Genomic DNA, 23,396 nt, shown 5'->3' on the forward strand with positions numbered 1-23,396 from the left:
TTCAGGCCTACGGCTGCCGCAGACTACGGGCAAGAACCCCGGAGATTCGGGGATTTTTGACCACTGTCATCACCTGAGAATGGCGTCATTTTCGCTCAGATGTGGGCAAAATGTGGGCACGCGGCAAATCCATTTGCACCGCAAATACCGATGCTCTGAGTGGGAGCAGCGCAAGCCCAATTCGTCGAGACCGGTCACCGTTACGAAAGCCATCCAGCGGGCAGTCCTACGACCGAAAGATTCCGAGCCGCGTAACGGCCTAGCGAATGACAGTCGGAAGCAAATTTCCGACCGGCGTTCCGCTGGATCGGGACCAGGCGATAACCGCACCAGCGAGAGCTAGAGCGGAACCGGCCTGCAGTTGGTGGCTGCCCTGTTTGGTGATCAGGGAGCCCAGCGATCCAAATGCTCGACCCTTGCGGGCGAGTGCGAGGACATTGATCGCAGCGCGCTCTCCAAACCAGTGGCCTGCCGGAAGACGAACGGTATCGGCCAGGTCGCTGGGCGCGTCCGGATGCTGGCCGGACAACCAGTCGTCGAGCAACCCCAACGCCATTCCAATGCAACTCGACACCTCGGCGGCGGTATTGTCCGGCGACTCCGGCTGAGCGCTATCAATCAGTCGGCCCGCAAGTTCCGTCCTGTCGTCGGCGGTCGCGGCCACCACCAGCATGAGGAGTGTGGTGGCCTGATCCCGGCGGGCACCGACCGGCGTGAACAGTTCCAGATTGCGCCGCTCGGTCGCTTTCTGGATGGCACGATTGAGCGCGTCGATGTCGCGGAAATCGTTGATGTCGACTCCGTCCTCCGCCAAGAGCGGCGCGAGCTCCCGCATCAATTCGTCCGCCATCCCGGGCCTCATCTCAACTCTCGGTCTCCCCAAGGGAGGCTCGGGAGTGTTTCGCCGCAAATCTGCCATGCGTCCATTCTCCCAGCGGACAACTCCGCCCTCAACGCGACGGGCCCACAAGCACTCGCCGCACAGAGCTGCGCGGGAGCTTCTCGCGTAACGTCAGAGACCTGGATCTTCGACGGGCGCAGGAAGATTTGCCTGTAGGCGGAACGTCGTACGCGACAAATCTCGAGTCAACCAGATCGACATCAGTCCCCCCGGAGAAGTCGCCACCTGGGAGGCCAAGCTCGCCGTTGCGGCAAAGACAAACGCCGCGGCAGCCCAAGCTTCCAGTCAATTCGAAAAACTTACGCCCAATCAGCAAGCCAGATTCGTCAAGATCATCACCAGCCCGAATCCGCTTGACGCGCCGGAAGTTACACACGAAATCCAGTCGAACGTTGTCAGGATTGCCGCCCCTACCACGCTCGCAACGGCCGCGGCAGTGACCCCGGCTGCCACTGTCTACAACGTGACCGCTACCTGGAGCGCGAATAGTGTTTTTCTTGGCGTAGTCCTCGGATCTTTCAACCAGACATTCCGGTATCAAACCGGAAACGGCATTGTTCTAACGACTCAGTATTGCAGCGGAACCTACAATGGATTCTCCGGGTTCTGGTCCGTTTCAACCAGCAACTCCAGGTATGTCTCCTCGGGCCGGGGGTATTGCATCACAGACTTCGCTTTGTCTTTGGCATACAAGGGTTCTGGATTCAACGGCAACAAGAGAATGACCATAGTTACCAACGGTCCGGGGATCGTCAGTGAGACGCTCGTCAATATCTAGGAAGGGCACACCATGGTCGCAGTTGACACTCAAAAAGTGCTGAAGCACACCACATTTCGTTCCTCTGTGATACTCCTCGTTCTCGCAGTGCTTTTCGCTGGGATTGCGATTGTCGCGCCGTTCGGAATCATAGGAAGCGTGGTGGTCACCATCCTTTCGATTCTGGGGCTTCGACGGCCTCGGCCGCGCGGGGCATCTGTCCTACTTTGGCTATCGATCGCCGTTAGCGTGCTTGGAGTTCTGGTCGTCGCAATCGAGAGCACGGCGCTGATCAATACCGTCACCAGTTGACTGAATGCCAGCTTGTGAACCGCTCTGGGTTTCTTGGAGACTCCTGACCTTGGAAACGAGGATGGGTTTATGTCGAAAGAACGATCAGTGGGGAAGCCGACGACACGTCGGTATTCGCCAGAGGAGAAGGCCTCAGCGGTCCGGATGGTGCGGACGTTGCGAGCGGAGTTGGGAACCGAGCATGGGACAGTTCAACGCGTGGCGTTGCAGCTCGGTTACGGGCTCGAGTCGGTGCGGATGTGGGTCAAGCAGGCCGATGTTGACGACGGTCACGTGGCGGGTGTGACGACGGTGGAGGCGCGGCGTGTTCGGGAGCTCGAGCAGGAGAACCGGGAACTTCGGCGGGCCAACGAGATACTCAAGCGGGCCGCGTCTTTCTTCGGGGCGGAGCTCGACCGCCAACACCGGAAGTAGTCGCGTTCATTGACACCAACAAGGACGATGTCCTCGAAGGTCGCCGGCTCGGAGTCGAGCCCATCTGCAGTCTGTTGCAGATGGCTCCGAGCACCTATTACGCCGCGAAAGATCGCGCCCCATCGGCGCGAGCGGTCAGCGACGCCGTCGTGGTTCCGGAGTTGGTGACGATTTGGGAGAACAATTACCGCGTCTATGGGGTCCGCAAGCTCTGGAAGACTGCACGTCGGGCCGGTATCGATATTGGCCGTGACCAGACGGGCAGGTTGATGCGCGCGGCTGGCATCGAGGGCGCAACTCGGACAAAACGGGTCAAGACAACGAGGGTTGATCCTGCCGCGTCCCGTCACCCGGATCTTGTCCACCGTGAGTTCAGCGCGACCAGCCCGAACAGGCTCTGGGTCACCGATTTGACCTTCGTGCCAACCTGGGCCGGAGTCGCGTATGTCTGCTTCATCGTCGACGTGTTCTCGCGGATGATCGTTGGCTGGCGGTGCGCCAGTCACATGCGCACGGACATGGTCCTGGACGCAATCGAGATGGCTCGGTGGGGTCGCGGCACCCACCATGAGGACCTGCGGTGTCACAGCGACGCGGGCAGTCAATTCACGTCTATTCGCTACGGGGAACGTCTCGCCGAGATCGGCGCGACACCCTCAATCGGAACGGTCGGCGATTCGTATGACAATGCCCTCGCCGAGACGGTGAACGGCTACTACAAGACCGAACTCGTCCGAGGGCCCGCACGCCCGGGCCCCTGGAAAACGGTGGAAGATCTCGAACTAGCCACCCTCGGCTGGGTCCATTGGCACAACACGCAGCGACTCCACGGCTACCTCGGCGACATCCCACCCGCTGAGTTCGAGACAGCGTTCTATGCTGAACAAACCGACCACCAGCAGGCGGTCGAAATCAAATAGCGCGAGTCTCCATCAAACCCAGAGCGGTTCATTGAGACAAAACCGGCCGCCCACCTGGAATCAGGTGGGCGGCCGGTTTGCTATACCGGGATGCTCCGTCGCCGAAGGGCAGCTAAAGCGTCAATATTCTGTTGGATGGGCGTGGAGTGGCGGGGGCTGACGCCAATCGGTACTACTCGCGCTACTCGACCGCGGCGGACGGTACTGCTCGTGATGCCGAGCGTGGCGATGAGGACGTTTGGGACTGCCCCGAGTTCAGTTGGCTCAATCGCGCCGGGGTCAGAGTGGCCAGGCGCAGTCACGGCTGACTTCCTGACTTGCTGAATGCTCGGTGCGGCTCTTAGCTTCGATCCACCGGTCGGCTTGGGGATGCTGGGTCGCTTGGGCGTGATCTGGGTTTTCGGCTGGGAACACATCAACCTCACCGGCGACTACACCGGGAACAACCCTCGCCAACCGAAAGGCGGGAGATTGCGACCCCTCAGACGCCCCGGGAATCCTTCGCGTGGGCGGATTCAAGCAGTGATCGCACCACTTACTCTGTGGATGGTGTTGATCGATATGTCTGGACGGTTCTCCGAGCGGATGCTCCCTGATGTTGTTACGAAGCTGTGGGACCTCCGCGAGGCTGGGCGGACGGGCGAAGAAATAGCGGTTCTGCTGGGCTGGAAGAAGACGGCCGTGTTCGCGCATCTCGAGGAGCATGGTGGGATCCGGCCAAGGTGGGGGCGGAATTTGAAGGGCCGGTCGTTGTCGTTCGAAGAGCGGCAGGAAATCATGATCTGGAAATCACATCACCTCAGCGTCCGAGAGATCGGGCGACGCCTTGGCCGGTCACATTCCACAATCAGTCGTGAACTGCGCCGCAATGCAACACCGCGGCAACGGTACCGGGCGATGACCGCCCACCGGATGGCGTTTGACGCCGCCCGCCGGCCACGCCCGGGGAAACTCACCAACGTCGATCAGCTGCGTGGCCGTGTGCAGGCAGGCCTGAAAGACCGGCTCTCTCCGGAACAGATCTCCGGGCGACTTGTGGTCGATTTCCCGGAAACGCCTTCAATGAGGGTGTCCCACGAAACGATCTACAAAGCTTTGTACGCGAGCACGTCGGGCGCCCTCCACCGCAGCGCAGATGCAACGATAAGAAGCGGACGGAACGCTCGGAAACGACGCAGAACGGCGACAGAACGCCGGGGTCGGATTCGGAACATGACTCTGATCACCGAACGGCCAGCCGTAGTGGAAGACCGCACGATTCTTGGCGCGTGGGAGGGCGACTTGATCATCGGCCGGGCGAACAAGTCAGCGATCGGCACCCTCGTGGAGCGAGGCACCGGCACCGTGATGCTGATGCACGTTCCCGACGCGAAACACCGCGCCGAACACGTCCGCGATGGTCTCATCCGCTTGTTCGGTGCGCTGCCCGAGACGCTTCGTGGTTCACTCACCTGGGACCAGGGAGTAGAAATGCACAAACACGCGGACGTGACCGCTGCGATCGGGTTGCCGATCTACTTCTGTGAGCCCCGATCACCCTGGCAACGAGGGAGCAACGAGAACATGAATGGGCTCCTACGGCAATATTTTCCGAAGGGCACCGAGCTTCGCCAAGACAGCCAAAAACAACTCGACGTCGTCGCGGCTCAGATCAACCGACGGCCCAGGAAACGGAACGGCTACGCCACCCCAGATGAGATGATCAAAACGCTCACTGGTGCGATCACTGCTTGAATCCGCCGTGTTATTTATTCCGTATCGTGAGCTGACCCCTTTTTACCTACGAAAGATGGCCCGTCGGTCCGGTGAAACAGGCCGTTCAAGCAGGCCGTTCAAAAGGTAGCTGCGGGTGCCGTTAGGAAATTGAAGAACCTCGTCGTATCCGCCGTCTGGATGCACCTGATTCAATCGGCCGGAGGAGCGGCCGGGTGCGGGGCTGGGATCGGGCATAGCCGATGCTAACTCCAATACTGAAGACTTGTCACGTCCCCGTTGTGCGGCTGCAGGTGTCAGATCAGGTCGATTTGCGATCGTGAATGCTTAGCGTCGACGCTAAACCCGGACATAAGGGCGGCCTCAACCCCCGGGGTGGGAGGCCCTTAGGCGACCGCCGGCGGCATCGTGACCGAACCGTTGAACTTCTCGAACAGTGCGACGATATGGGACGAACCTGGCAGGGCTGACGAGAACACCACCCCATCGAAGCCTGATTCTGATAGCCGTTTGGCCCAGGCGCGTCTCCGCTCCAAACTGTCCGTTTCGCTAAGCGGATAGCCGTCAAGCGTGAATGCACGCGCCTTGGCATGGCTGATGCTTGCGAGCCTGAACGGTCTGTGTCAGAAGGGGAAGGGCGTCAGGGCCGTAGTCGTCTCCGACGTACGCCCGGTCGCCCCACGAGCCTTGAAGGACGGGAGGTCGCCCGGGATCGTGACGACACAACACCCAGAGTGCCGTCGAGGTGCCGGACAGTCCGGCGACGTCGACCCTGGTCGCGACGGGATTTGCCATCGTTTCCACGCCAGTGTCGGTAGGGCGCACATCCGTCGTCCAAGCTGCTGCTCGACTGCGAAGCCGCGCAAGAAAAGCGGAAGCGAACGGGTCTCGAAAGAGATCATCCCCCTCGTCGAAGTACATGCCATTCACCGCATCGCCGCACGACAGATTTTGCCCACTCTACGGGCGCGTGAATGGGACGGTCTCCAGGCCAAATTCCGTCTCACTTGGGAACGTCATTCGTCAAGGCCTGTGAGTCTCTCTTTTGCTGCGACTATAAACTCTGCGAAGTTCGGCGAAAAGACCTCATTGATCAAGGGCTCGAGGGCGGAAGTCAAAGACTGCAGTGCGATGAGCTCGGCCCGGTCCTGAGAGATGTTCTCGAGGGCCGATTGATCCTCTAGTCGATGAAGCAGTGCGAACAGCACAACAACTTCGTCATATTGCAACTCGACGATAAAGGTGTCGGAAATTTCGGCCATGTGGCCATTCTCGGATACGCGGTGCGTATTGCCTGCGTATGGAGCCATATCTCCGGGCCGTGGCCGTCAACAACAGCCGGGGATACCCCACGCCTCGCAGGCCAATTAAAGGTCGCGCATCGGATTCTCGAACGCCCGTATGCGGGACGTCTAACGGATACTCCTCCGGATTCTCAGACCTGCTCGTCGCCACTCGACGATGATGTCCCGTAAGACCCGCCCGGAAAGATTCTCGGTGACGGGGCGTCAAACGCTACAACTGGCTCACGTCCCCAGGAGGCGAGAGCGCTCCAACCGACCCGTCATCCCACAGCTGACGCGGATCGGTTGTGATACGCCCTCGGACGTCGAACACCTCGAGCACCACCAGTTGCGGGAGCACCTCCGCCGGCATCCACCGTGCCGCTTCCCGTCGAACAGTTCGCGCCGCGTTCGGGGTGCACAGGTACACGACCCGTGCCATCTCGGATTCCCGCAGCCGGAAGGCGTGGCTAGCGAAGATCAACTGATACCGGGCCGGGGTTTTCGCGGTCAGCTCCAATTCCACGAAGTCGACCTGCGCGCCGCGCCGGGCCACGCCGTCGGTCTGGTGTTCGAACAGGCTGGTCGGCTTCCGATCACGCTCCCACGAGAACCCCCGGGTGAGATAGCGCGCGGACACTGCGGCGACCGTCAGCTCGTGGCGGGTCATCTGCCCAATCAGGTGGGGACGCTTCGCCCCGTTCCATCGCCGGGCGACCCACACGATCGAATCCTCCTTCAGCGAGATGCGCTCTCGCTCCAGCAGACCCATCTCGATCAGTCGGGCGACCCACTGCCGCACTCGCCGTTCACTCACCGGCGCCGACGACCCGGCCAGACCGGCTAATGCGAACCGCAGTGCACTCATGTCCGCGATCCGCACCACTGACAGCCAGTCCAGCATCGCCTCATCCCGCTCCGTCATCTGCACTGCCTGACCGCCTTCCTTCCTGCAGACAGCCAGCCACCACCCCCTGACATTCCTTAACCCATTTGCCCTTGTCCCACCGCCATCCCTTTACTTCCCGACCCCGTACTCGTAGCTTGCGGAGGGTGTGGGGTCGGGAAGCGAGCTCGCTCGGGGATGGCGGTGGGACAAGGGCAAAACACCCCACAACTATTCGTTTGCCTATTCGCCGCCGCGGTAGAAGCGAACGAATAGCCGGTCATCCGATCGGTGGATACTTGGCTGCCGCCCACGCTGCCCAATCGCGCGCGACCTGGATGCGGTCACCGGATACTCCGCTGGGGTCGAGCAGCTCGATGCGTTCCGTAAGCGTCGCCGAATCGATAAGGCCGGCTTTGACGGCGCTCACTGAAATTCCCCAGTTCTGCTCACCGAAATTCCCCACCCCGGGTCGCTTCCGCACATAGAAGCGGGCCTCCCTCGATGCTGATGGTCTTCGACCACACACCAGCTCGAGAAAGGCCCTGCTCCTATGCTTTCAGAGGAGGACGACGTGGACATCCACGCGCTCAAACGACAAGGGATGACGATCAGTGAGATTGCCCGCCGCACCGACCACGACCGCAAAACCATCCGGGCTTATCTGGCCCGACAGACCGCTCCGGGGCAACGCAAACGTGCCACTCCGGACTTGTTCGACAAGTTCATCGCCTATGTTGCGGCGAGGCTTACCGAAGATCCGCACCTTTGGGCGGTGACACTGCTCGACGAGTTACGACCGCTGGGCTTTACCGGCTCCTACCCGACGCTGACTCGCCAGGTTCGGGATCGCGGGTTGCGGCCTACATGCACGGCCTGCGCGCATGTGACGAAACGACCGAACGCGATCATCGAGCACCCGCCCGGGGAAGAGACCCAGTTCGACTGGGTCGAGTTGCCCGACGCGCCGACTGGGTGGGTGTTTCCCACGAAACGCGCCTACGTCCTCGTGGGGTCGCTGGCGCACTCCGGTGTTTGGCGGGCGGTGATCTCACCATCGATGGACCAGCCGCACCTGCTGGCCGCGATGACGGTGCTGCTGGGCCTGCTGGGCGGTGTGACGAAGACCTGGCGGTTCGACCGGATGAGCACGGTCCTGAAGGCCGGGACGAGTGATCTAACGCCGATGTTTGCCGCGTTCTCCAAACATCATGCCGTCAGCGTGGTCGCATGCCGGCCCCGCTCCGGGAACCGGAAAGGGGTGGTGGAGAAGAACAACCACACCGCGGCGCAGCGGTGGTGGCGAAACTTGGCCGATGAGCTCACACCCGAGCAGGCGCAGCACAGCCTCACCACTTTCGCCTCCCGCCAGGACGGGCGGCGCCGCGAGGGCCGGGATGGGTCCACGACCGCGGCGGTCATGTTCGCCGCGGAACGCCTCGCCCCGCTGCCCCCGACGTTGTTCCCCGTCGTCGTGACGGAAGAGCGCACTGCGACCCGGCAGGCGCTGATCGACTGGCGTGGCAACCGGTACTCGGTCCCGCCCGAGCTGGCCGCGACGAAGGTTGTCGTCTATCAACGGCTCGGCGCGAACACCATCGATATCGCCACAGTCTCTGGTGTGGTCCTCGCCCGCCACCAAGTTGCTGAGCCGGGGCTCGGGGTGACGATCCGCGACAGCGGACACGTCACCGCACTCGAAGCGATCGCCTTGGCGTCGGCGCCTCCCGGGCGCCCGCACCGGAAGAAGGAACGCATCCCACCGGGGACCGGCGCCCGCGCCGCCGCCGCTGAACTTGCCGGCACCCCAGCCCCCACCACAACCGTGATCAACCTGGCCGCCTACGAGCAGGCCGCGAAGAACAGGAACACACTCCAATGACAACACCGACGAGACCCCAGACCGCCTCGACCACGATGACCACCGCGACGTCGGCGAGTATCTATCAGCAGCTGAAGGGCCACCTGGCCGAACTGAAGCTTGCCGACGCAGCCGAGGCGTTGCCGCGCGTCCTCGACCAGGCGCAGGCCGAGGGCTGGTCGCTGACCCAGACGCTCGAGCACCTGCTCGCCGTCGAGGTCACCGCCACCGACGCCCGCCGCCTGGCTGGCCGGTTCCGGTTCGCCAACCTCCCCACCGGCGCCACCCTCGACGACTTCGACCTCGACGCCGCCTCCGGCATCGACCGGTCCCTGCTCGCCGAGCTCGGCACCTGCCGGTTTCTGGACACCGCGACGAACGTGCTCCTCATCGGCCCGCCCGGCGTCGGGAAAACACACCTCGCCACCGGCCTCGGACACGCAGCAGTGCAGGCCGGCTACCGCACCTACTTCACCTCCGCCGCCGACCTCGCCGCCCGCTGCCATAGGGCTGCGATCGAGGGCAAGTGGGGCACGATGATGCGCTTCTTCGCCGGTCCCACCCTCCTCGTCATCGACGAACTGGGCTACCTTCCGCTGCCAGCCGAGGCAGCGTCAGCCCTGTTCCAGGTCATCAACCAGCGCTACCTGAAAACGTCGATCGTGATCACCACGAACCGGCCCGTCGGAGCCTGGGGCGAGATCCTCGGCGACACCACCGTCGCCGCCGCGATGCTCGACCGAATCCTCCACCGCTCCGTCGTCATCACCCTCGACGGAGCCTCCTACCGGCTCCGCAACCACACCGCAGCATCCGACGAACTACGCCGCATCACCACCGGCACAAACCTGCGCTAACCTAACCCCGCGACCTGGGGAGTTTCAACGATCAAGACTGGGGAAATTCGCTGAGCGCCGTCAACACCTCTTAGATCGCAGCACTGTAGTTAGGAGATGCAATTCGGAGCGGATATCGACCGGCTCGCTGACCAGCACGTCGATGACTTAAGATGGTTCTTCGTTGCTTCTACGTGGCCTGATTGTCCCAGAGGATACCTCAAACGCGCGTCGGCGCGCCTGACGTCAAAGAGCCATCCCGCGACTCTTCGCGTGCTTGCTTGATGTTCTTTTTCGCCTGTCCTGCCGCCGCCGCTTTACTTTCCAACCTCCCTCACGATGCTTGCAGAGTGCGGGAGGTTGGAAAGCTGGGGTCGCCAGGCGGCGGCGGCAGGACAGGCGAAAGCCGGGCAAAACCCTTCGCTAAACCATTCGCGATGGGTGAAGCGTTCGGCGAATACCCGCGTGCGACCGGTCTGCTCCGACTAGTTTGCGGTTGGGTACCAAAATTCAGACCCCCACTTCAGGAGAGATTTTTGGATGAATATTGTCCCTCTGCCCACGCTGCCCAGTTCTGCGCGACCGCGATCCTGTCGCCCGACACACCTCTCGGATCGAGCAGATCGACACGCTCGCTCAAGGTCGCCGAGTTGATTAGCCCAGCCTCCAAGAGCGAGCTAACGAAACCGAGGTCTTTCTCGCGGTTCGCTAGGAGCTTGGCCGCGCAGAGATCATGCGGATCCAGACAGAGGCCAATGCCGTGCCGCACTCCAGGCGGACGGACCTCGACCAGCCGGTCCTGCCATCCTGTTGGGAGGTTGGCTGTGCGCCTTCCAACGCCTTGGATATAAAACCCGTGCTCGAAATGGAACTCGGATAGCTCGCCGACTTGCGCATCGAGCAGGGTCGCCAAGGTCTCAGCCGCGTCGTCCTTGATCGGAGCTATGTCGACCTCGATTGAGAACGTCGCCGCATCTGGCAGCTGGGACTCATCGAAGCTGCCCAGGATCGACTGACTGCCAATGATGTAGACGCGGTCCTGACGAACGATCGCCGTTGCCGCGGTGATGGCCTTTTCGAGCTGTGACCGCTTCACGTCGTCGCCCGCGCGATCGCCTCAAGCCGTTCGTCCTGAGTCAGCACGCCCAGGAACGGGGAGTTTTGTCGCATCTCAATCGAATGCTCGTCCGTCCCGATGAGGACGTCCACGAGAGCTCCAGTTGAGCCGCTTGAGAGCGCTAGCCATTCGTCGAGCCAACCCTCGGCAAGCGGCCCGCGAATGTTGGGTCGAATGCGCTCGATGCCGACCGGGATTGCAGCCCGCACTGCGTCTGGCGCGTCCATCAATTTTTTCGCGACAGCACGATGTAGCTCAAAGGCAACCCGATCCTCGCGACGGTCGAGCGGCGCCGGCTCCTCCGCGATCGTTGACTTGGGATCTTCACGAAGAGCCTCGAGAGCACGCCGAAGGGTGTTGGCCTGAATCGTGTTATGAGCTTCCGATCGCTCCCACTGTGAAACAGCTCCCGGAGTGACGTTCATGCGTCTGGCGAGTTCTCGCACTCCGACGCCGTGAGCAATGCGCGCCGCGCGTAGTGTGCTTGTCATAGTCATCGACTGGTGCCCTCCGTATAGTTACAACTATACACTCAGCCAAAGGGCAAACCCAAGCTTCTGCCAGTCCCGCGCCTATGACATCTTGGCGTCATGTCCACCCGCGACGAGGAGATCGTCGAACGCCTGCGCACAGCGCAGCGACGAATCATGGATCCGCGCTCAGTCGAGCCGAACTGTGATTGCGACGTTCGCGTGCTCGAAGCCGGTGGGGGCCGGGTGCGGGTCCAGTTTCTCCAAGGAACTCTCGAAGGATCAGTCGACGTAGCGTTGCCGTCTTCTAATGCCATCGCGCCTTGGCTTTATATGGTGCCGAAGGATTCAAACGACTGGGTTGGCCAACTGCTCATCTGGTTCGACGAAGAGATGTTCACTGGCGGCCTTGGGCCAAGTCGTGCTCGCATTAATGTCGATGGGCACGATCTCCTCGTCGTCGCGCCCTACGGCCTTCGTCGTTCTGATCCGAGCGATCACAGCTGGCTTCTGGGACTCGCCAGCCCGGAGGGCTGGTCTGGTCTGAGAGCAAACGATTTCGGGCCACATGAGAACTTCTGATTCTTACCATCGGATCATTTTCGTGCGGCGCGCGCGGCCATCTGGCTAACTGTCGTTACGGGCTTGCTAGACCGAGATCTACGTCCACCCACTGACCGACCTGCTTCTCAATAGTCGATCCGATCGAAAACATTTTAAATGGTCGATACAACCGGTGCATCACGTCCGCTGGCATAGAGGGCAGTGTTTGCTCTTTCAAAATCGAAGTGCGCTTCTGGCGCGCAACCATATAGCCCAATTCCAGAGACACGTTTGGGTTGAATTCACGAACTCCCGCGAAGTCTTCGAAGATCGCAATCCCATACTTACTTCCGTGCATGTAGGTCTGGATATTGGTCCATAGTTCGCCGGTGTAATCGCGATCATCCGCACGGACCTCATCAAATCCTCGGCTTGCCAATGTGGACTTAATCGCCGCGTAGACAGCGGTGAGTTGCGCATGCGCCGCAAAACGCATCATCACAAATACGTTCCGATCGAAGCGCGGATGATCATTCATGAAGTCCTTCAAGGGATGTTCCAGGTGTCCGAGGCCAGCCATGTCCCCGACGTCTTTGAAAGCCTGCTCTCGAACGATTCCTGCGACATGTCTGTTGGCTTCATCAGCAGCTTCGCCAGGCGAGCCTGCCCCTTTCCATGCAACCGCCAGAAAAGGTGTCCACCCGAGCTCTCGTTCCACAAATTCAGCGACTGCGGCCGCCGTCGGAACTGGGCCGGTGAGCGTGTGCCACCGTAGTTCGTTCATTGAACCCGCGCCCGGAGTGAAAACCGCCACGTACACGTCGTGACCTTTCCCCACAAATAAGCTCCAAGATTTCCATAGCGGAGAGGTGAAATTTGAGAGACCTTCTGCTCCGAGCCGAGCGGTGACAGCGTCAGCAAAAGAGTCTAGGAACAGTCTCGCTACGTCCTGGTCGGCTGAAGGAAGGTCCCCGTAGGTCATTGAAGCGCTTGGCCAGTTCAGGGCTGTGATCATATTGGTTCAAAAGGGACGACACCCCGCCTGCCTGCTCTCGCAGTTGAACAACTAGCGGAGGGTGACTGACGTCTGCTTTTCGCTTGATCGCGCGACTCGGGCGATGGTCTCTTCGCCGTCAGGCAAACCAGATTGGCCCACTTGCGCGCGCTCGATATTCCAGGAACGGCTTCGCGAGGTTACGGAATGTGGGAAGCGCGAAGTACCGTGATTAAGAATCGGCCCCACCCGACCCAGAAGTGGCCGAATGATCGGCATGGAGCAGCGATGGGCTCGATCAATTCCTACGAAACAGCAGCCGGCAAGCGCTATCGCGTTCGCTGCCGAAAGCGGACGAGAGTCAGACCGACAAGCGCCGTTTTCGTACCAAGCGCGAAGCTGAGCTCTTCCTGGCCTCGGTCGAGATCAGCAAGGCCCGGGGTGACTACGTCGACGCGAGCGCAGCGCGCGTCACTATCTACGAGCTCGGCACGACCTGGCTAAAGTCGCAGACTCATCTGAAGCCGTCGTCACGTGACGCGATCGACATCGCATGGCGGCTCTTCGTCGATCCAATGTGGGGAGACAGAGCTGTCGGCGACATCAAGCACAGCTCAGTGCAGACCTGGGTTTCGCAGCTGAGTACTGGTGACGCGAAGACCGCTCACGACGCTGGCCCGAGGAGTGCCACCGTCGTCATCCGTGCTTATGGTGTTCTGGCTGCAATCCTCGACGTAGCTCTGCGCGATCACCGCATCTCGTAAACCCTGCTCGAGGTGTCTCGCTCCCGCCCAAGGTCAAGAAGCCGCACGTCTACCTGACGCACAACCAGGTCAGCCTGCTGGCCGAGCACGCCGGCGAGAAGAGCACCCTCGTGCTGACGCTTGCGTACACGGGTCTCCGCTGGGGCGAAGCCGTTGGCCTTCGAGTTCGGGATCTCAACCCACTTCGGCATCGACTCAACGTCCGAGAGAACGCTGTCCGCGTCGGTGGCGTGATCTTGGTCGGGACGCCCAAGACGCACGCGACGAGGTCGGTGCCGTTTCCTGAGTTGCTGACGGTGCATCTCGCAAAGGGCGCCGAGGGCAAGGCATCCGACCAGCTCCTGTTGGGGGAGGGCAACATCCATCTGGCTACGCCGTCTGCTCATGACGGCTGGTTCGTCGCCGCGGTAAAGGCCGCTCAGAAGGCCGACCCCGAGTTTCCGCGAGCCTCGCGATCAGCGCCGGTGCCAACGTCAAAGCGGTTCAACGGATGTTCGGTCACGCTTCCGCGAGCATGACGCTCGACACCTATGCCGACCTCTTCGATGATGATTTAGACGGTGTTGCAGTGGCTTTGAATGATCAGGCGTTGCGCTCAGATGTGGGCAAAATGTGGGCACGCGGCCCAGCGAAGTGAACTGATGGGCGTAGGAAGCCCGGATTCTCGGGCTTCCTACGCCCGAGCACAGGTGCCCCCACAGGGATTCGAACCCTGACTGGGACGATTTTAAGTCGTCTGCCTCTGCCGATTGGGCTATGGGGGCGAGCAGCAACCAGTCTGCCAGTCCGTGCGGCGAAGGGACGCGGCGCTAGGCCTTGGGGCGCGACGCGAAGGTCTCGAAGGCCTCGCGCGGAGTCTCGCGGGCTTCGATCGACACCACGTCGCGACGGAGAAGGAAGTTGTCCACCCAGCCGCTGAAGACCCGGATCTTGCGCTCCCAGGTGGGGATCGCGAGCACATGGTATCCGCGGTGCATGAACCAGGCGGGGATGCCCGTGATGCCGATCTTGCCGGACTGGAACGCACCCTCACCGAGTCCGAGGCCGGCGACGGCCCCGAGGTTCTTGTGGAAGTAGTCCTTCGGCAGGTCCCCGCGAAGAGTCGCGATGATGTTCTTCGACATGAGCTTGCCCTGGCGCACGGCGTGCTGGGCGTTCGGAACGCAGTAGCCCCCGACGCCGGCACCCGTGAGGTCGGGAACCGCGGAGACATCGCCGGCACCCCAGGCATCCGCCACCACACCGTCGTCGTTGATGACCCGGAGGTCGGGCTGCACGCGAAGACGACCGCGCTCCTCGACGGGAAGGTCGGTGTTGCGCAGCATCGGGCTGGCCATGACGCCGGCGGTCCAGACGATGAGGTCGGTCTCGAAAGTCTCGCCGGTCGAGAGCTGGATGACACCGTCGACCGCCGAGGTCAGCTGAGTCTCGAGGTGGATCTGGGCGCCGCGCTGAGCGTAGTTCTTGATGACCCAGAGGCTCGTCTTGAGCGACACCTCCGGCATGATGCGGCCCATCGCCTCGATGAGGTGGAAGTGGGTGTCGTCGAAGGTGATGGTGGGGTAGTACCGCAGCAGCGCGCTCGCGAGGCTGCGCAGCTCACCGAAGATCTCGATGCCGGCGAAGCCGCCTCCGACGACGGTGAAGGTGAGAAGGCGGTCGCGCTCGGGACCGGCCGGAAGCAGGGCAGCCTTGTCGAAGTTGGTGAGCACCCGGTCGCGGATCGCGGTCGCTTCTTCGATGGTCTTGAGCCCGATTGCCTGGTCGGCGACTCCCGGAATCGGAAAGGTACGCGAGACGGAGCCGGCGGTGACGACGATGATGTCGTACTCGAATTCCCATGGGTCGCCGATCTCCGGCGTGATGGTCGCGGTCTTGGTGGCGTGGCTGATGCCGGTGACCTTCGCCGTGATGACGGTGGTCTTCTCGAGGTGACGACGGTGGGAGACCACCGCGTGACGCGGCTCGATCGACCCGGCCGCGACCTCCGGAAGGAAGGGCTGGTAGGTCATGTAGGGAAGCGGATCAACGATGGTGACCTCGGCCTCACCGGGGCGCAGCGCACCCTCCAGCTTGAGAGCAGTGTAGAAACCGGCGTAGCCGCCGCCGACAATCAGGATTTTAGGCACGTCGGTAAGTCTATGGCCTGCGCCGCGACCCCTTGGACTCTCGAAAGCGGTGGAACTCGCGGAAAATGCTCCGCAGCACAAGAATCAGCAACGTCGCAAACACAGCGTAGACCAGAACCGGTATACCGATGTCGCGAAGATCGCCGACCGCCGGCAGCACCCTGCCGAAAGGACTCACCGGCGCCGCGATCACCGTAGGTGCGGGCGTCGCCGTGGCCTTCGGCGCGGTGGTCGGAGTGGGCGAGGCCGACGCCACTGCCCGGCGGTTGAGGCGGATCCAGTCCTTCAGTTCGTCTGCCGGATCCGTCGCTACGCTCGGCACAGTCGCGCTGACGGCGGCGGATGCATCGAAAAGTCCGCTGCCGTAGACGATCGGGTTGCCCTTGGATCGGGCCGTCGCGGTGAGGCGATTGATCACGTTCCCCGCGCTCAGGCCGGGGTGCGAGGCTTTGATCAGCGCGAGCACTCCCGCGACGAGCGGAGTCGCTCCGCTCGTGCCCGCCCAGCTGTAGTACCCCCCGCCGGGAGCCGCCCCGACCAGGCCTTCGCTCGGCGCGGAGACGGAGAGTGTGATCCCCTGCGAGGAGGCGTCGAAGCTGGCGTTGCCGGCCTGGTCCACTCCGGCGACGACCACGACCCCGGGCATCGTGGCGGGGGCGCCGACCTCGGTGGTGCCACTGCCGCGGTTGCCGGCGGCGGCGACCACGATCACGCCTTTCTCCATGGCGTAGAGGAACGCGTCATCCCAGCTCGGCGGCCAGTCGAGGGTGTTGCGGGTGAGTGACATGTTGATGATGTCGGCGCCGTGATCGACCGACCAGCGCACCGCCTCCGCGATCTGGTCGTCGGATCCGACGGTGCCCACTCCGAAACCGACCGATACCGAGAGGATCTTGGCCTCTGGTGCGACCCCGAGGATTCCATCGCCCGATCCGTGGCCGTGCCCGGCCAGCAGGGACGCCACCATGGTGCCGTGCTGGCTGTCGGTGCCGATGGCGGTCTGGCCGTCTGCGGAGCCGACACCCGAGACATCCGTGCCTCCGACCACAGTGCCGGTGAGGTCGGGATGGGATCCGTCGACTCCCGTATCGATGACCGCGATCGTGATGCCGGCGCCTTTGGTGGTGGCCCAGGCCTTTTGCACGCCGTAGCCGGCGAGCCAGTATTCCTTGTCGCGGATGTTATCGGCGGATGCCGGCGCGGCGATGAGCACGGAGGCTGCGATGCCCAGCGTGAGGGCGGCGGCCACCGCCCTCAGCGCTCGCCGAGAGGCCATGTCACTCACACTGGCAGACGAGGGGCGACCAGTCCGCCTGCTCGAGAGCGAGGTCACCGATCGGGTTCACTCCGGGTCCGGCGGCGAGGGAGTGGCCTGCGAGAGCGTGCAGGCATTTCACGCGCACGGGCATTCCCCCGGCCGAGATTCCGGCGATCTCTTCGACGACCTCGAGGCCCTCGCGGTCGGCGAGGTAGGCGTAGTGGGCAGCGAGGTAGTGAGCGGCGATCGGTTCATCCGCGAGCAGCTGCTGCAGTTCGGCCATGACGCCGTTGGCCTCGAGGGTGGAGATGGCGGCGGTGGCCGCGGGATGCGACAGGTAGTAGAGCGTCGGGAACGGAGTGCCATCGTCCAGCCGTGGTCGCGTGGCTACGACGGTCGGATTGCCGCAGACACAGCGGGCGGCGATGCCGATCACATTGCGGGCCGGTCGCCCCAGCTGGCGGGATACGGCGTCGATGTCCGCCTCGGTAGGAGGCGCGAAGGGAGGAGTGGTCACTGCTCGTTCCGCTACTTCGCCTGGCCGGGTTCGCCCTGGCCGGAGATGACCGGGGCGACGATTTTGTTCGCCGGGGCATCCGTGAGACCAGCGGTGAAGACCGACGACAACATGGTCTTCACCCAGTCGACCTGGGTGGTTTGGAGCTTGTCGCTGATGGGCTGGCCGTTCGCCGTAGTCGGGGTCGCGGAGGCGGCATCCGTGATGAGGTAGCTGTATTCGCCGGGGAACACGTAGTCGAGCCTTTCGCGGGCGAGCGCCTCGATGTACTTGGGGTCGCTCCAGCGGGCCTTCTGGCTCTTCAGGTCTTGTACCGCCGACTTCGAGGCGGTGACCTCGGCTTGCAGCGCCGCGATCTGCTGCCGCTGCTCCACCAGGATGCGCAACGATGGCGCGAGCACCACGATGAACATCACGATGAGCACCAGCGCCGTGATCGCGAATCCGGACAGGCGGATGCTGCGGAGCCACTGCCCCGACGGAGCCTCCGGTGGCAGTTGTACCGGCACCTGCTGCACCGGCACCCGCTGCGTGGATGCGCGCGGGTGCCGGGTGCGGCTGTCCTTGGTCATGCTTCGAGCCTAAGCGCGACTAGCCCTTGAAGCGGGGGAACGCGCTGCGACCCGCGTAGACGGCGGCTTCGGCGAGTTCCTCCTCGATGCGCAGCAGCTGGTTGTACTTGGCGACGCGTTCGCTGCGAGCCGGGGCTCCGGTCTTGATCTGTCCGGCATCCGTCGCGACGGCCAGGTCGGCGATGGTGGTGTCTTCGGTCTCCCCCGAGCGGTGCGACAGGATCGCGGTGTAGCCCGCTCGCTGGGCGAGAGATACCGCATCCAGCGTCTCGGTGAGGGTGCCGATCTGGTTGACCTTGACGAGGATCGAGTTGGCGGCGGAGAGGTCGAGCCCCTTCTGCAGGCGCACCGGGTTGGTGACGAACAGGTCGTCGCCCACGATCTGCACCCTGTTGCCGAGCTCGGCGGTGAAATGCTGGTAGCCCTCCCAGTCGTCTTCCTGCAGCGGGTCTTCAATCGACACCAGCGGGTAGTTTGCAGCGAGGTCGGCGAAGTACGCCGTGAGCTCGAGGGCCGAGAGCTGCTTGTTCTCGAAGTGGTACGAGCCGTCTTTGTAGAACTCGGTGGCGGCGACATCCGTCGCGAGGGCGATGTCGTGGCCGAGGGTGAACCCGGCCTGCTCGATGGCGGTGGCGATGAGATCGAGAGCCTCGCGGTTGCTCGACAGGTTGGGCGCGAAACCGCCCTCATCGCCGAGGCCGGTGGACAGGCCCTTCGACTGCAGGAGCGACTTGAGCGAGTGGTAGGTCTCGACGCCCCAGCGCAGTGCCTCGCTGAACGAGGATGCTCCGAGCGGCACGATCATGAACTCCTGCACGTCGATGTCGTTATCGGCGTGCGATCCGCCGTTGATGATGTTGAGCAGGGGCACGGGGAGGGTGTGCGCGTTCGGTCCGCCCACGTAGCGGAAGAGCGGCAGGTCGGCGGAGTCCGCGGCGGCCTTGGCCACGGCGAGCGAGACGCCGAGGATGGCGTTGGCGCCGAGCTTCTTCTTGTTGTCGGTGCCGTCGAGCTGGATCATGGCCTGGTCGATGAGGCGCTGGTCGGTGGCGTCGAATCCCTCGAGCGCCGGCCCGATCGTGTCGATGACAGCCGAGACGGCCTTCTGCACGCCCTTGCCGCCGTAACGCTTCTTGTCACCGTCGCGCAGTTCGTAGGCCTCGAAGGCGCCGGTGGAGGCACCGGACGGAACGGATGCGCGAGCGACGATGCCGTCTTCGAGCAGGACCTCGACCTCCACGGTCGGGTTACCTCGGGAATCGAGGATTTCGCGGGCGCCTACTGCTTCGATCAAAGCCACGACGGGACTCCTTTGGATTGGGGGATTTGCGTTCGCCATCCTACTCGGCGGCCCCCGGTCTGATCAGCCCCGGACTACTCGACGGCGAGGGTGCGCATCCGCAGGTCGGCCACAGTCTCGGCGCCACGCGACACCGTCGCCATCTCCACGAATCCGGACGCGCCCAGCTGCGCGAGCAACGGCTTCAGATTGCGCGGGGCGCGCTCCAACCGCACTCGCCGGCCTCTCGAAATGAGCTCGGCCTTCAACGCCATGAGCGTCTCGGATGTCACATCACTGTCATAGACGAGGGCCACACCGCCGGCAGTGCCGTCTTCCTGCAGCTGCACGAGATCCACGATGCGCTCGAACCCGATCGAGAAGCCCGCTGCCGGAACTTCGACACCGAGGAAGCGTCCGATCATGCCGTCGTAGCGGCCGCCACCACCGAGCGAATAGGGCAGGTCGGGGTGCACGATCTCGAAGATGGTGCCGGTGTAGTAGCCCATGCCGCGCACGAGGAAGGGGTCGAACTCGACCGCGGCGGGTCTCGACACGCGGGCTCCTTCGTCGCTCGCTACTCGACCGACAGCAGAACCGATCGCCACGAGCTCGGCCACCACCGCGTCATCCGCTCCGGCCGGAAGCGCCCTGCGGACCGCCCGCTCGCCGAAGCTGAGGTACTCCATGGTCTGCGGGCGGCGGAAGAAGGTCTCGAGAGCGTCGACCGCCGAGGCATCCACTCCCCGATCGCGCAGCTCGGCGATCACCCCGTCCTGGCCCACCTTGTCCAGCTTGTCGATGGTGATGAGCACCTGGTCGTGCGCCCCGGCCGGGAAGCCGAGGGTGTCCAGCATGCCGATGAGCAGCCGCCGGTCGTTGATGCGGATGGTGCAGCCGGTGAGGCCGAGGGCCGCAAAGGTATCGGCGGTGGCCGTGAGCAACTCGATCTCGGCGAGCGGGCCGGCCTCCCCGATGATGTCGATATCGCACTGCACGAACTGGCGGTACCGTCCCTTCTGGGGGCGTTCCGCTCGCCACACCGGCGCCGCCTGGATGGCGCGGAACACCGTCGGCAACTCTGCCCGGTGACTCGCATAGAAGCGGGCCAGAGGCACCGTGAGGTCGAAACGCAGCCCGAGATCGGCGAGGTCGAGCGCATCCTTCGCGGCGGCGAAATCCTCGGCGGTCAGACCACGCTTGAGCACCCCGAACGCGAGCTTCTCGTTGTCGCCGCCGAGTCCGGCGTGAAGCCGTGCGGAATCCTCCATCACCGGCGTCTCGATCTCGTCGAAACCATGGGAGGAGAAGACGGAGCGGATGACCGCCAGCACGCGTTCCCGTCGCGCCTTGTCGGCGGGAAGGAAGTCGCGCATTCCGCGCGGGGGGTTTACCGGGCTAGCCATGCCTCGATTGTTCCACGACCATCAGGTCCTGAATGCGACGCGCGTAATGGTCGAGCACCCGTTCGAACGCCGCAGTGGTGCGCTCGACATCCCGGGTCACCAGCAGGTCGTAATGCAACCCATAGAGGGTGACGACGATGATCCGCACCTCCACCTCGGCATCGTCGACGGCCACCCCCATCCTCACAAGGGCGTCGACCCCCGATCGGTTCCAGCGCTCGAACGAGGCAAGGGTGATGCGGTCGGTGCGCAACTCGCGGGATTCGAGCATCGCCGCTTCGAACTCGAGTCGTTGCAGCTGGAGACTGCGTTCGTCGAGCGAGAGACGCCACGAGTGGCGCAGGTTCTCGAGGTGCTGCTCGAGCAGGCCGGTCTCTTCGTCGACCGTGCGCACGACGTAGTTCTGACGCTCGGACACCGCCTGCACCACCTCGCGGACGAGCTCGGCACGGGTGCCGAAGTGATAGACGAGCGTGTACGTGCTCACGGACAGCCCCTCCGCGAGGGTGCGGAAACTCAGTCCGGAAAGGGGCTTGTCGAGCAGGTAGTCGATGATGGCGACGAGCAGCGCCGGCTTGCGATCGAGGTCCTTGGGGCGCGCCACGCGATAAACATAACGTACGTTTGAAGAATCGCGCCAGAGTGGCTATACTCCAGGGAGGAACGAAAGCGCCAGCGCCGTCGATGGAAATCCAGTGCTCGCCCAGTCACTGCACAATAGATAGAGCACGACCTAACCACACACACCACCGCAGATCTGCTCGGCAGTCGCGGTGCCCACAAGCAGGGCCATCGGATCGGGTAATTCGTTGGCCCGTGTTCGAAGCGGCTTTTCACTGCGGAATTCCCAGTAAAACATGCTGCTTCGGACTGCGGTGCCCCTCTCATTCGGGTTGAGGGGGGCACCATCTCACTCGTCGGCTGCTTCGGCGTCGCGGATCTCGTCCTGCAACGCCCGCAGCCTCGAGCGCAGCGCGCGCTCGGCATCCAGTCCCCCGGCCTTCGCCGACGAGACGATGGCGAGCAACAGGGCGCCGAGTTGCTCCTCGTCCGCGACCGGCACCAAGCCTGTCGAATCCGCCTCCAGCACCCCCACCTTCTGGGCTCGGCCGATGATCTTGTCGGCGAGCGCGAGGGAGGGCATGCCCTGCGGGATGCCGTCGAGCACACTCGTGCGGTGCGGCTTCTCCTCGGCCTTGCGCACGTCCCAGAGGGCGACCACCTCGTCGGAGGTGTGCGCGGTGGCGTCGCCGAAGACGTGGGGATGTCTCCCGATCATTTTCGCGGTCATGTTCGCCGCGACATCCTCGATGGTGAACTCGCCGGCCTCGGCGGCCAGATCGGAGTGGAAGATCACCTGGTACAGCACGTCGCCGAGCTCCTCGATGAGCTCCCCGCGTCGCGTCGGGGAATCGGCGGGCAGCTCGAGGGCATCCACCAACTCGTAGGTCTCCTCGACCAGGTACTGCACGAGCGATTCGTGGGTCTGTTCCCGATCCCACGCGCATCCGCCTGGCGCCCTCAGGCGGGCGAGCACGTCGATCAGTTCGTCGAGCTTCGGATGCGGTGGGGCGGGTGGTGCGGCCGGGGATTCGCTCATGGCTCTATCCTGCCGCCCCTCAGCATGCCCAGCAGATCGCACAGCTTCCCCCGGGCCATCCGGGCCACAATGGGGCGTGATCTCCCCCGATTCCCCGGCCGTGCGAGCCATCCTGCTGGTCGTTCTCGCCGGGCTGATCGCGCTCCTCGTGTACCGCGCGGTGAGAAAGGATCGCACCGAGTTCCAGCGGTTCAAGCGCTTCGAACGCACCCGCAACCGACAGCGGATGATGCGTAAGTGGTTGCTCGACTCCCTCTCGATGTTCGGCGGTGCGGCCGTGGTCATCCTGCTGCTCGCCGCGCAGTTCGTGCCGTTGTTCTCGCAACAGGTCGCACGGTGGCCGGTCGGGCTCTGGTGGCGCTCACTACTCGCCGATACCGGGGGCCTCGTTCCCGGCCTCGCGACGGGGTTCGCGGTGGCACTCGTCGGAGGCACCATCGCTGCGGTCGCCCTCGCCCGCCGGGCGGAGTCCGTGCCGACGATCGGCGACATCGGGGCGCTCCTGCCCCGCAACCGGCCGGAACTCGTGCTCGGAGCATTGCTCTCGGTGAACGCCGGAGTCGTGGAAGAGCTCCTCTTCCGCCTCGCCGTCCCCGCCCTCGTCTTCGGCGCGACCGGCAGTGCGTCCGCCGCAGTGATCGGCAGTGTGCTGCTCTTCGGGGCGTTGCATTTCTACCAGGGCTGGCCGGGAATCGTAGGCGCGACCGTGATCGGAGCCCTGCTGATGGCCCTGTATCTGGCCAGTGGCAGCATCCTCGTGGCGATCGTTGCGCACGCCCTGATCGACCTCAGGTCGCTCGTGCTGATCCCGATGCTGGTTTTCGGCGTGCACCGCGTTCGCGGGTAACCATCGTGGGACGGCGG

General features: G+C 63.4%; 24 protein-coding genes, 1 tRNA gene and 1 other annotated feature. Of the genes, 8 read left to right on the top strand and 17 right to left on the bottom strand.

Annotated features, from left to right (window positions below):
- Positions 1 to 259: 259 nt before the first annotated feature.
- A complete protein-coding gene (locus ACVXZ4_RS14240; RefSeq protein ID WP_461795478.1) occupies positions 260 to 850 on the bottom strand; it encodes a hypothetical protein in 591 nt (196 codons plus the stop codon).
- Between the two features lie 841 nt (positions 851 to 1,691).
- Between ACVXZ4_RS14240 and ACVXZ4_RS14245 the strand changes: the two genes are divergently transcribed.
- The 3 genes from ACVXZ4_RS14245 (at position 1,692) to ACVXZ4_RS14255 (ending at position 5,038) form a co-directional block, all read left to right on the top strand.
- Positions 1,692 to 1,970, top strand: coding sequence for a hypothetical protein (locus tag ACVXZ4_RS14245; protein ID WP_461795479.1), 279 nt, complete (start codon positions 1,692 to 1,694; stop codon positions 1,968 to 1,970).
- 69 nt (positions 1,971 to 2,039) lie between these two features.
- Positions 2,040 to 3,304, top strand: a protein-coding gene (locus tag ACVXZ4_RS14250; protein ID WP_461795327.1) for an IS3 family transposase whose coding sequence is annotated in 2 segments (ribosomal slippage) — positions 2,040 to 2,343 and positions 2,343 to 3,304 — 1,266 coding nt in all. Because the reading frame shifts where the segments join, the coding sequence is not laid out codon by codon here.
- Positions 2,339 to 2,473, top strand: a sequence feature (AL1L pseudoknot). Its footprint overlaps the gene before it by 135 nt.
- A 561-nt stretch (positions 3,305 to 3,865) precedes the next feature.
- Positions 3,866 to 5,038, top strand: a complete 1,173-nt coding sequence (locus ACVXZ4_RS14255) for an IS30 family transposase (RefSeq protein WP_461797992.1) — start codon at positions 3,866 to 3,868, stop codon at positions 5,036 to 5,038.
- 995 nt (positions 5,039 to 6,033) lie between these two features.
- On the opposite strand, the gene ACVXZ4_RS14260 is transcribed toward ACVXZ4_RS14255, so the two are convergent.
- From ACVXZ4_RS14260 to ACVXZ4_RS14270, 3 genes are all read right to left on the bottom strand, one after another.
- A complete protein-coding gene (locus ACVXZ4_RS14260; RefSeq protein WP_461795480.1) occupies positions 6,034 to 6,279 on the bottom strand; it encodes a hypothetical protein in 246 nt (81 codons plus the stop codon).
- A gap of 253 nt (positions 6,280 to 6,532) precedes the next feature.
- Positions 6,533 to 7,225 (bottom strand): hypothetical protein, encoded by a 693-nt coding sequence (locus ACVXZ4_RS14265; RefSeq protein WP_461795481.1) that lies wholly within the window; start codon positions 7,223 to 7,225, stop codon positions 6,533 to 6,535.
- 241 nt (positions 7,226 to 7,466) lie between these two features.
- On the bottom strand, positions 7,467 to 7,616 hold the full coding sequence (locus ACVXZ4_RS14270; protein ID WP_461795482.1) for a hypothetical protein: 150 nt from the start codon (positions 7,614 to 7,616) through the stop codon (positions 7,467 to 7,469).
- A gap of 144 nt (positions 7,617 to 7,760) precedes the next feature.
- Between ACVXZ4_RS14270 and istA the strand changes: the two genes are divergently transcribed.
- Together istA and istB are read left to right on the top strand one after the other, a co-directional pair.
- A complete protein-coding gene (gene istA / locus ACVXZ4_RS14275; RefSeq protein ID WP_461795241.1) occupies positions 7,761 to 9,068 on the top strand; it encodes an IS21 family transposase in 1,308 nt (435 codons plus the stop codon).
- Positions 9,065 to 9,904: an IS21-like element helper ATPase IstB gene (istB, locus tag ACVXZ4_RS14280; RefSeq protein ID WP_461795240.1), complete on the top strand. Its 840-nt coding sequence runs from the start codon at positions 9,065 to 9,067 to the stop codon at positions 9,902 to 9,904. Before istA ends, istB begins: the two co-directional genes overlap by 4 nt.
- A 502-nt stretch (positions 9,905 to 10,406) precedes the next feature.
- Here istB and ACVXZ4_RS14285 read toward each other — a convergent pair.
- Positions 10,407 to 10,979 (bottom strand): DUF6036 family nucleotidyltransferase, encoded by a 573-nt coding sequence (locus ACVXZ4_RS14285; protein WP_461795483.1) that lies wholly within the window; start codon positions 10,977 to 10,979, stop codon positions 10,407 to 10,409.
- Entirely contained in the window at positions 10,976 to 11,425 is a 450-nt protein-coding gene (locus ACVXZ4_RS14290) for a hypothetical protein (RefSeq protein WP_461795484.1), read from the bottom strand. Before ACVXZ4_RS14290 ends, ACVXZ4_RS14285 begins: the two co-directional genes overlap by 4 nt.
- 165 nt (positions 11,426 to 11,590) lie before the next feature.
- Between ACVXZ4_RS14290 and ACVXZ4_RS14295 the strand changes: the two genes are divergently transcribed.
- On the top strand, positions 11,591 to 12,052 hold the full coding sequence (locus tag ACVXZ4_RS14295; RefSeq protein ID WP_461795485.1) for a hypothetical protein: 462 nt from the start codon (positions 11,591 to 11,593) through the stop codon (positions 12,050 to 12,052).
- A 55-nt stretch (positions 12,053 to 12,107) separates the two neighbouring features.
- Here ACVXZ4_RS14295 and ACVXZ4_RS14300 read toward each other — a convergent pair whose 3' ends face one another.
- Positions 12,108 to 12,833, bottom strand: a complete 726-nt coding sequence (locus tag ACVXZ4_RS14300) for a hypothetical protein (protein WP_461795486.1) — start codon at positions 12,831 to 12,833, stop codon at positions 12,108 to 12,110.
- 922 nt (positions 12,834 to 13,755) lie between these two features.
- Positions 13,756 to 13,962 (bottom strand): hypothetical protein, encoded by a 207-nt coding sequence (locus ACVXZ4_RS14305; RefSeq protein WP_461795487.1) that lies wholly within the window; start codon positions 13,960 to 13,962, stop codon positions 13,756 to 13,758.
- Positions 13,963 to 14,285: 323 nt separating this feature from the next.
- On the opposite strand from ACVXZ4_RS14305, the gene ACVXZ4_RS14310 reads away from it, so the two are divergent.
- A complete protein-coding gene (locus tag ACVXZ4_RS14310; protein ID WP_461795488.1) occupies positions 14,286 to 14,408 on the top strand; it encodes a hypothetical protein in 123 nt (40 codons plus the stop codon).
- A gap of 53 nt (positions 14,409 to 14,461) precedes the next feature.
- Here ACVXZ4_RS14310 and ACVXZ4_RS14315 read toward each other — a convergent pair.
- The 9 genes from ACVXZ4_RS14315 to ACVXZ4_RS14355 form a co-directional block, all read right to left on the bottom strand.
- Positions 14,462 to 14,535 (bottom strand) — tRNA-Leu (locus ACVXZ4_RS14315).
- Positions 14,536 to 14,580: 45 nt separating this feature from the next.
- Positions 14,581 to 15,900 (bottom strand): NAD(P)/FAD-dependent oxidoreductase, encoded by a 1,320-nt coding sequence (locus ACVXZ4_RS14320; protein ID WP_461795489.1) that lies wholly within the window; start codon positions 15,898 to 15,900, stop codon positions 14,581 to 14,583.
- Positions 15,901 to 15,910: 10 nt separating this feature from the next.
- A complete protein-coding gene (locus ACVXZ4_RS14325; protein ID WP_461795490.1) occupies positions 15,911 to 17,176 on the bottom strand; it encodes a S8 family peptidase in 1,266 nt (421 codons plus the stop codon).
- Position 17,177: 1 nt separating this feature from the next.
- On the bottom strand, positions 17,178 to 17,675 hold the full coding sequence (locus ACVXZ4_RS14330) for a DUF501 domain-containing protein (RefSeq protein ID WP_461795491.1): 498 nt from the start codon (positions 17,673 to 17,675) through the stop codon (positions 17,178 to 17,180).
- A gap of 11 nt (positions 17,676 to 17,686) precedes the next feature.
- Positions 17,687 to 18,247: an FtsB family cell division protein gene (locus ACVXZ4_RS14335; protein ID WP_461795492.1), complete on the bottom strand. Its 561-nt coding sequence runs from the start codon at positions 18,245 to 18,247 to the stop codon at positions 17,687 to 17,689.
- Between the two features lie 19 nt (positions 18,248 to 18,266).
- On the bottom strand, positions 18,267 to 19,547 hold the full coding sequence (gene eno, locus ACVXZ4_RS14340) for a phosphopyruvate hydratase (RefSeq protein ID WP_461795493.1): 1,281 nt from the start codon (positions 19,545 to 19,547) through the stop codon (positions 18,267 to 18,269).
- 74 nt (positions 19,548 to 19,621) lie between these two features.
- A complete protein-coding gene (hisS, locus tag ACVXZ4_RS14345; protein ID WP_461795494.1) occupies positions 19,622 to 20,932 on the bottom strand; it encodes a histidine--tRNA ligase in 1,311 nt (436 codons plus the stop codon).
- Complete coding sequence (locus ACVXZ4_RS14350; protein ID WP_461795495.1) at positions 20,925 to 21,536, bottom strand: TetR/AcrR family transcriptional regulator; 612 nt, start codon at positions 21,534 to 21,536, stop codon at positions 20,925 to 20,927. The genes hisS and ACVXZ4_RS14350 overlap by 8 nt, the downstream gene beginning before the upstream one ends.
- 306 nt (positions 21,537 to 21,842) lie before the next feature.
- Positions 21,843 to 22,532, bottom strand: coding sequence for a MazG family protein (locus tag ACVXZ4_RS14355; protein WP_461795496.1), 690 nt, complete (start codon positions 22,530 to 22,532; stop codon positions 21,843 to 21,845).
- Between the two features lie 76 nt (positions 22,533 to 22,608).
- Here ACVXZ4_RS14355 and ACVXZ4_RS14360 point away from each other — a divergent pair, with 76 nt between their 5' ends.
- Positions 22,609 to 23,379 carry a CPBP family intramembrane glutamic endopeptidase gene (locus ACVXZ4_RS14360; RefSeq protein ID WP_461795497.1) on the top strand — a complete coding sequence of 257 codons (771 nt, stop codon included), beginning with the start codon at positions 22,609 to 22,611 and terminating at the stop codon, positions 23,377 to 23,379.
- The last annotated feature ends 17 nt before the right edge of the window (positions 23,380 to 23,396 follow it).

The organism is Lacisediminihabitans sp. FW035 (genome assembly GCF_054880895.1).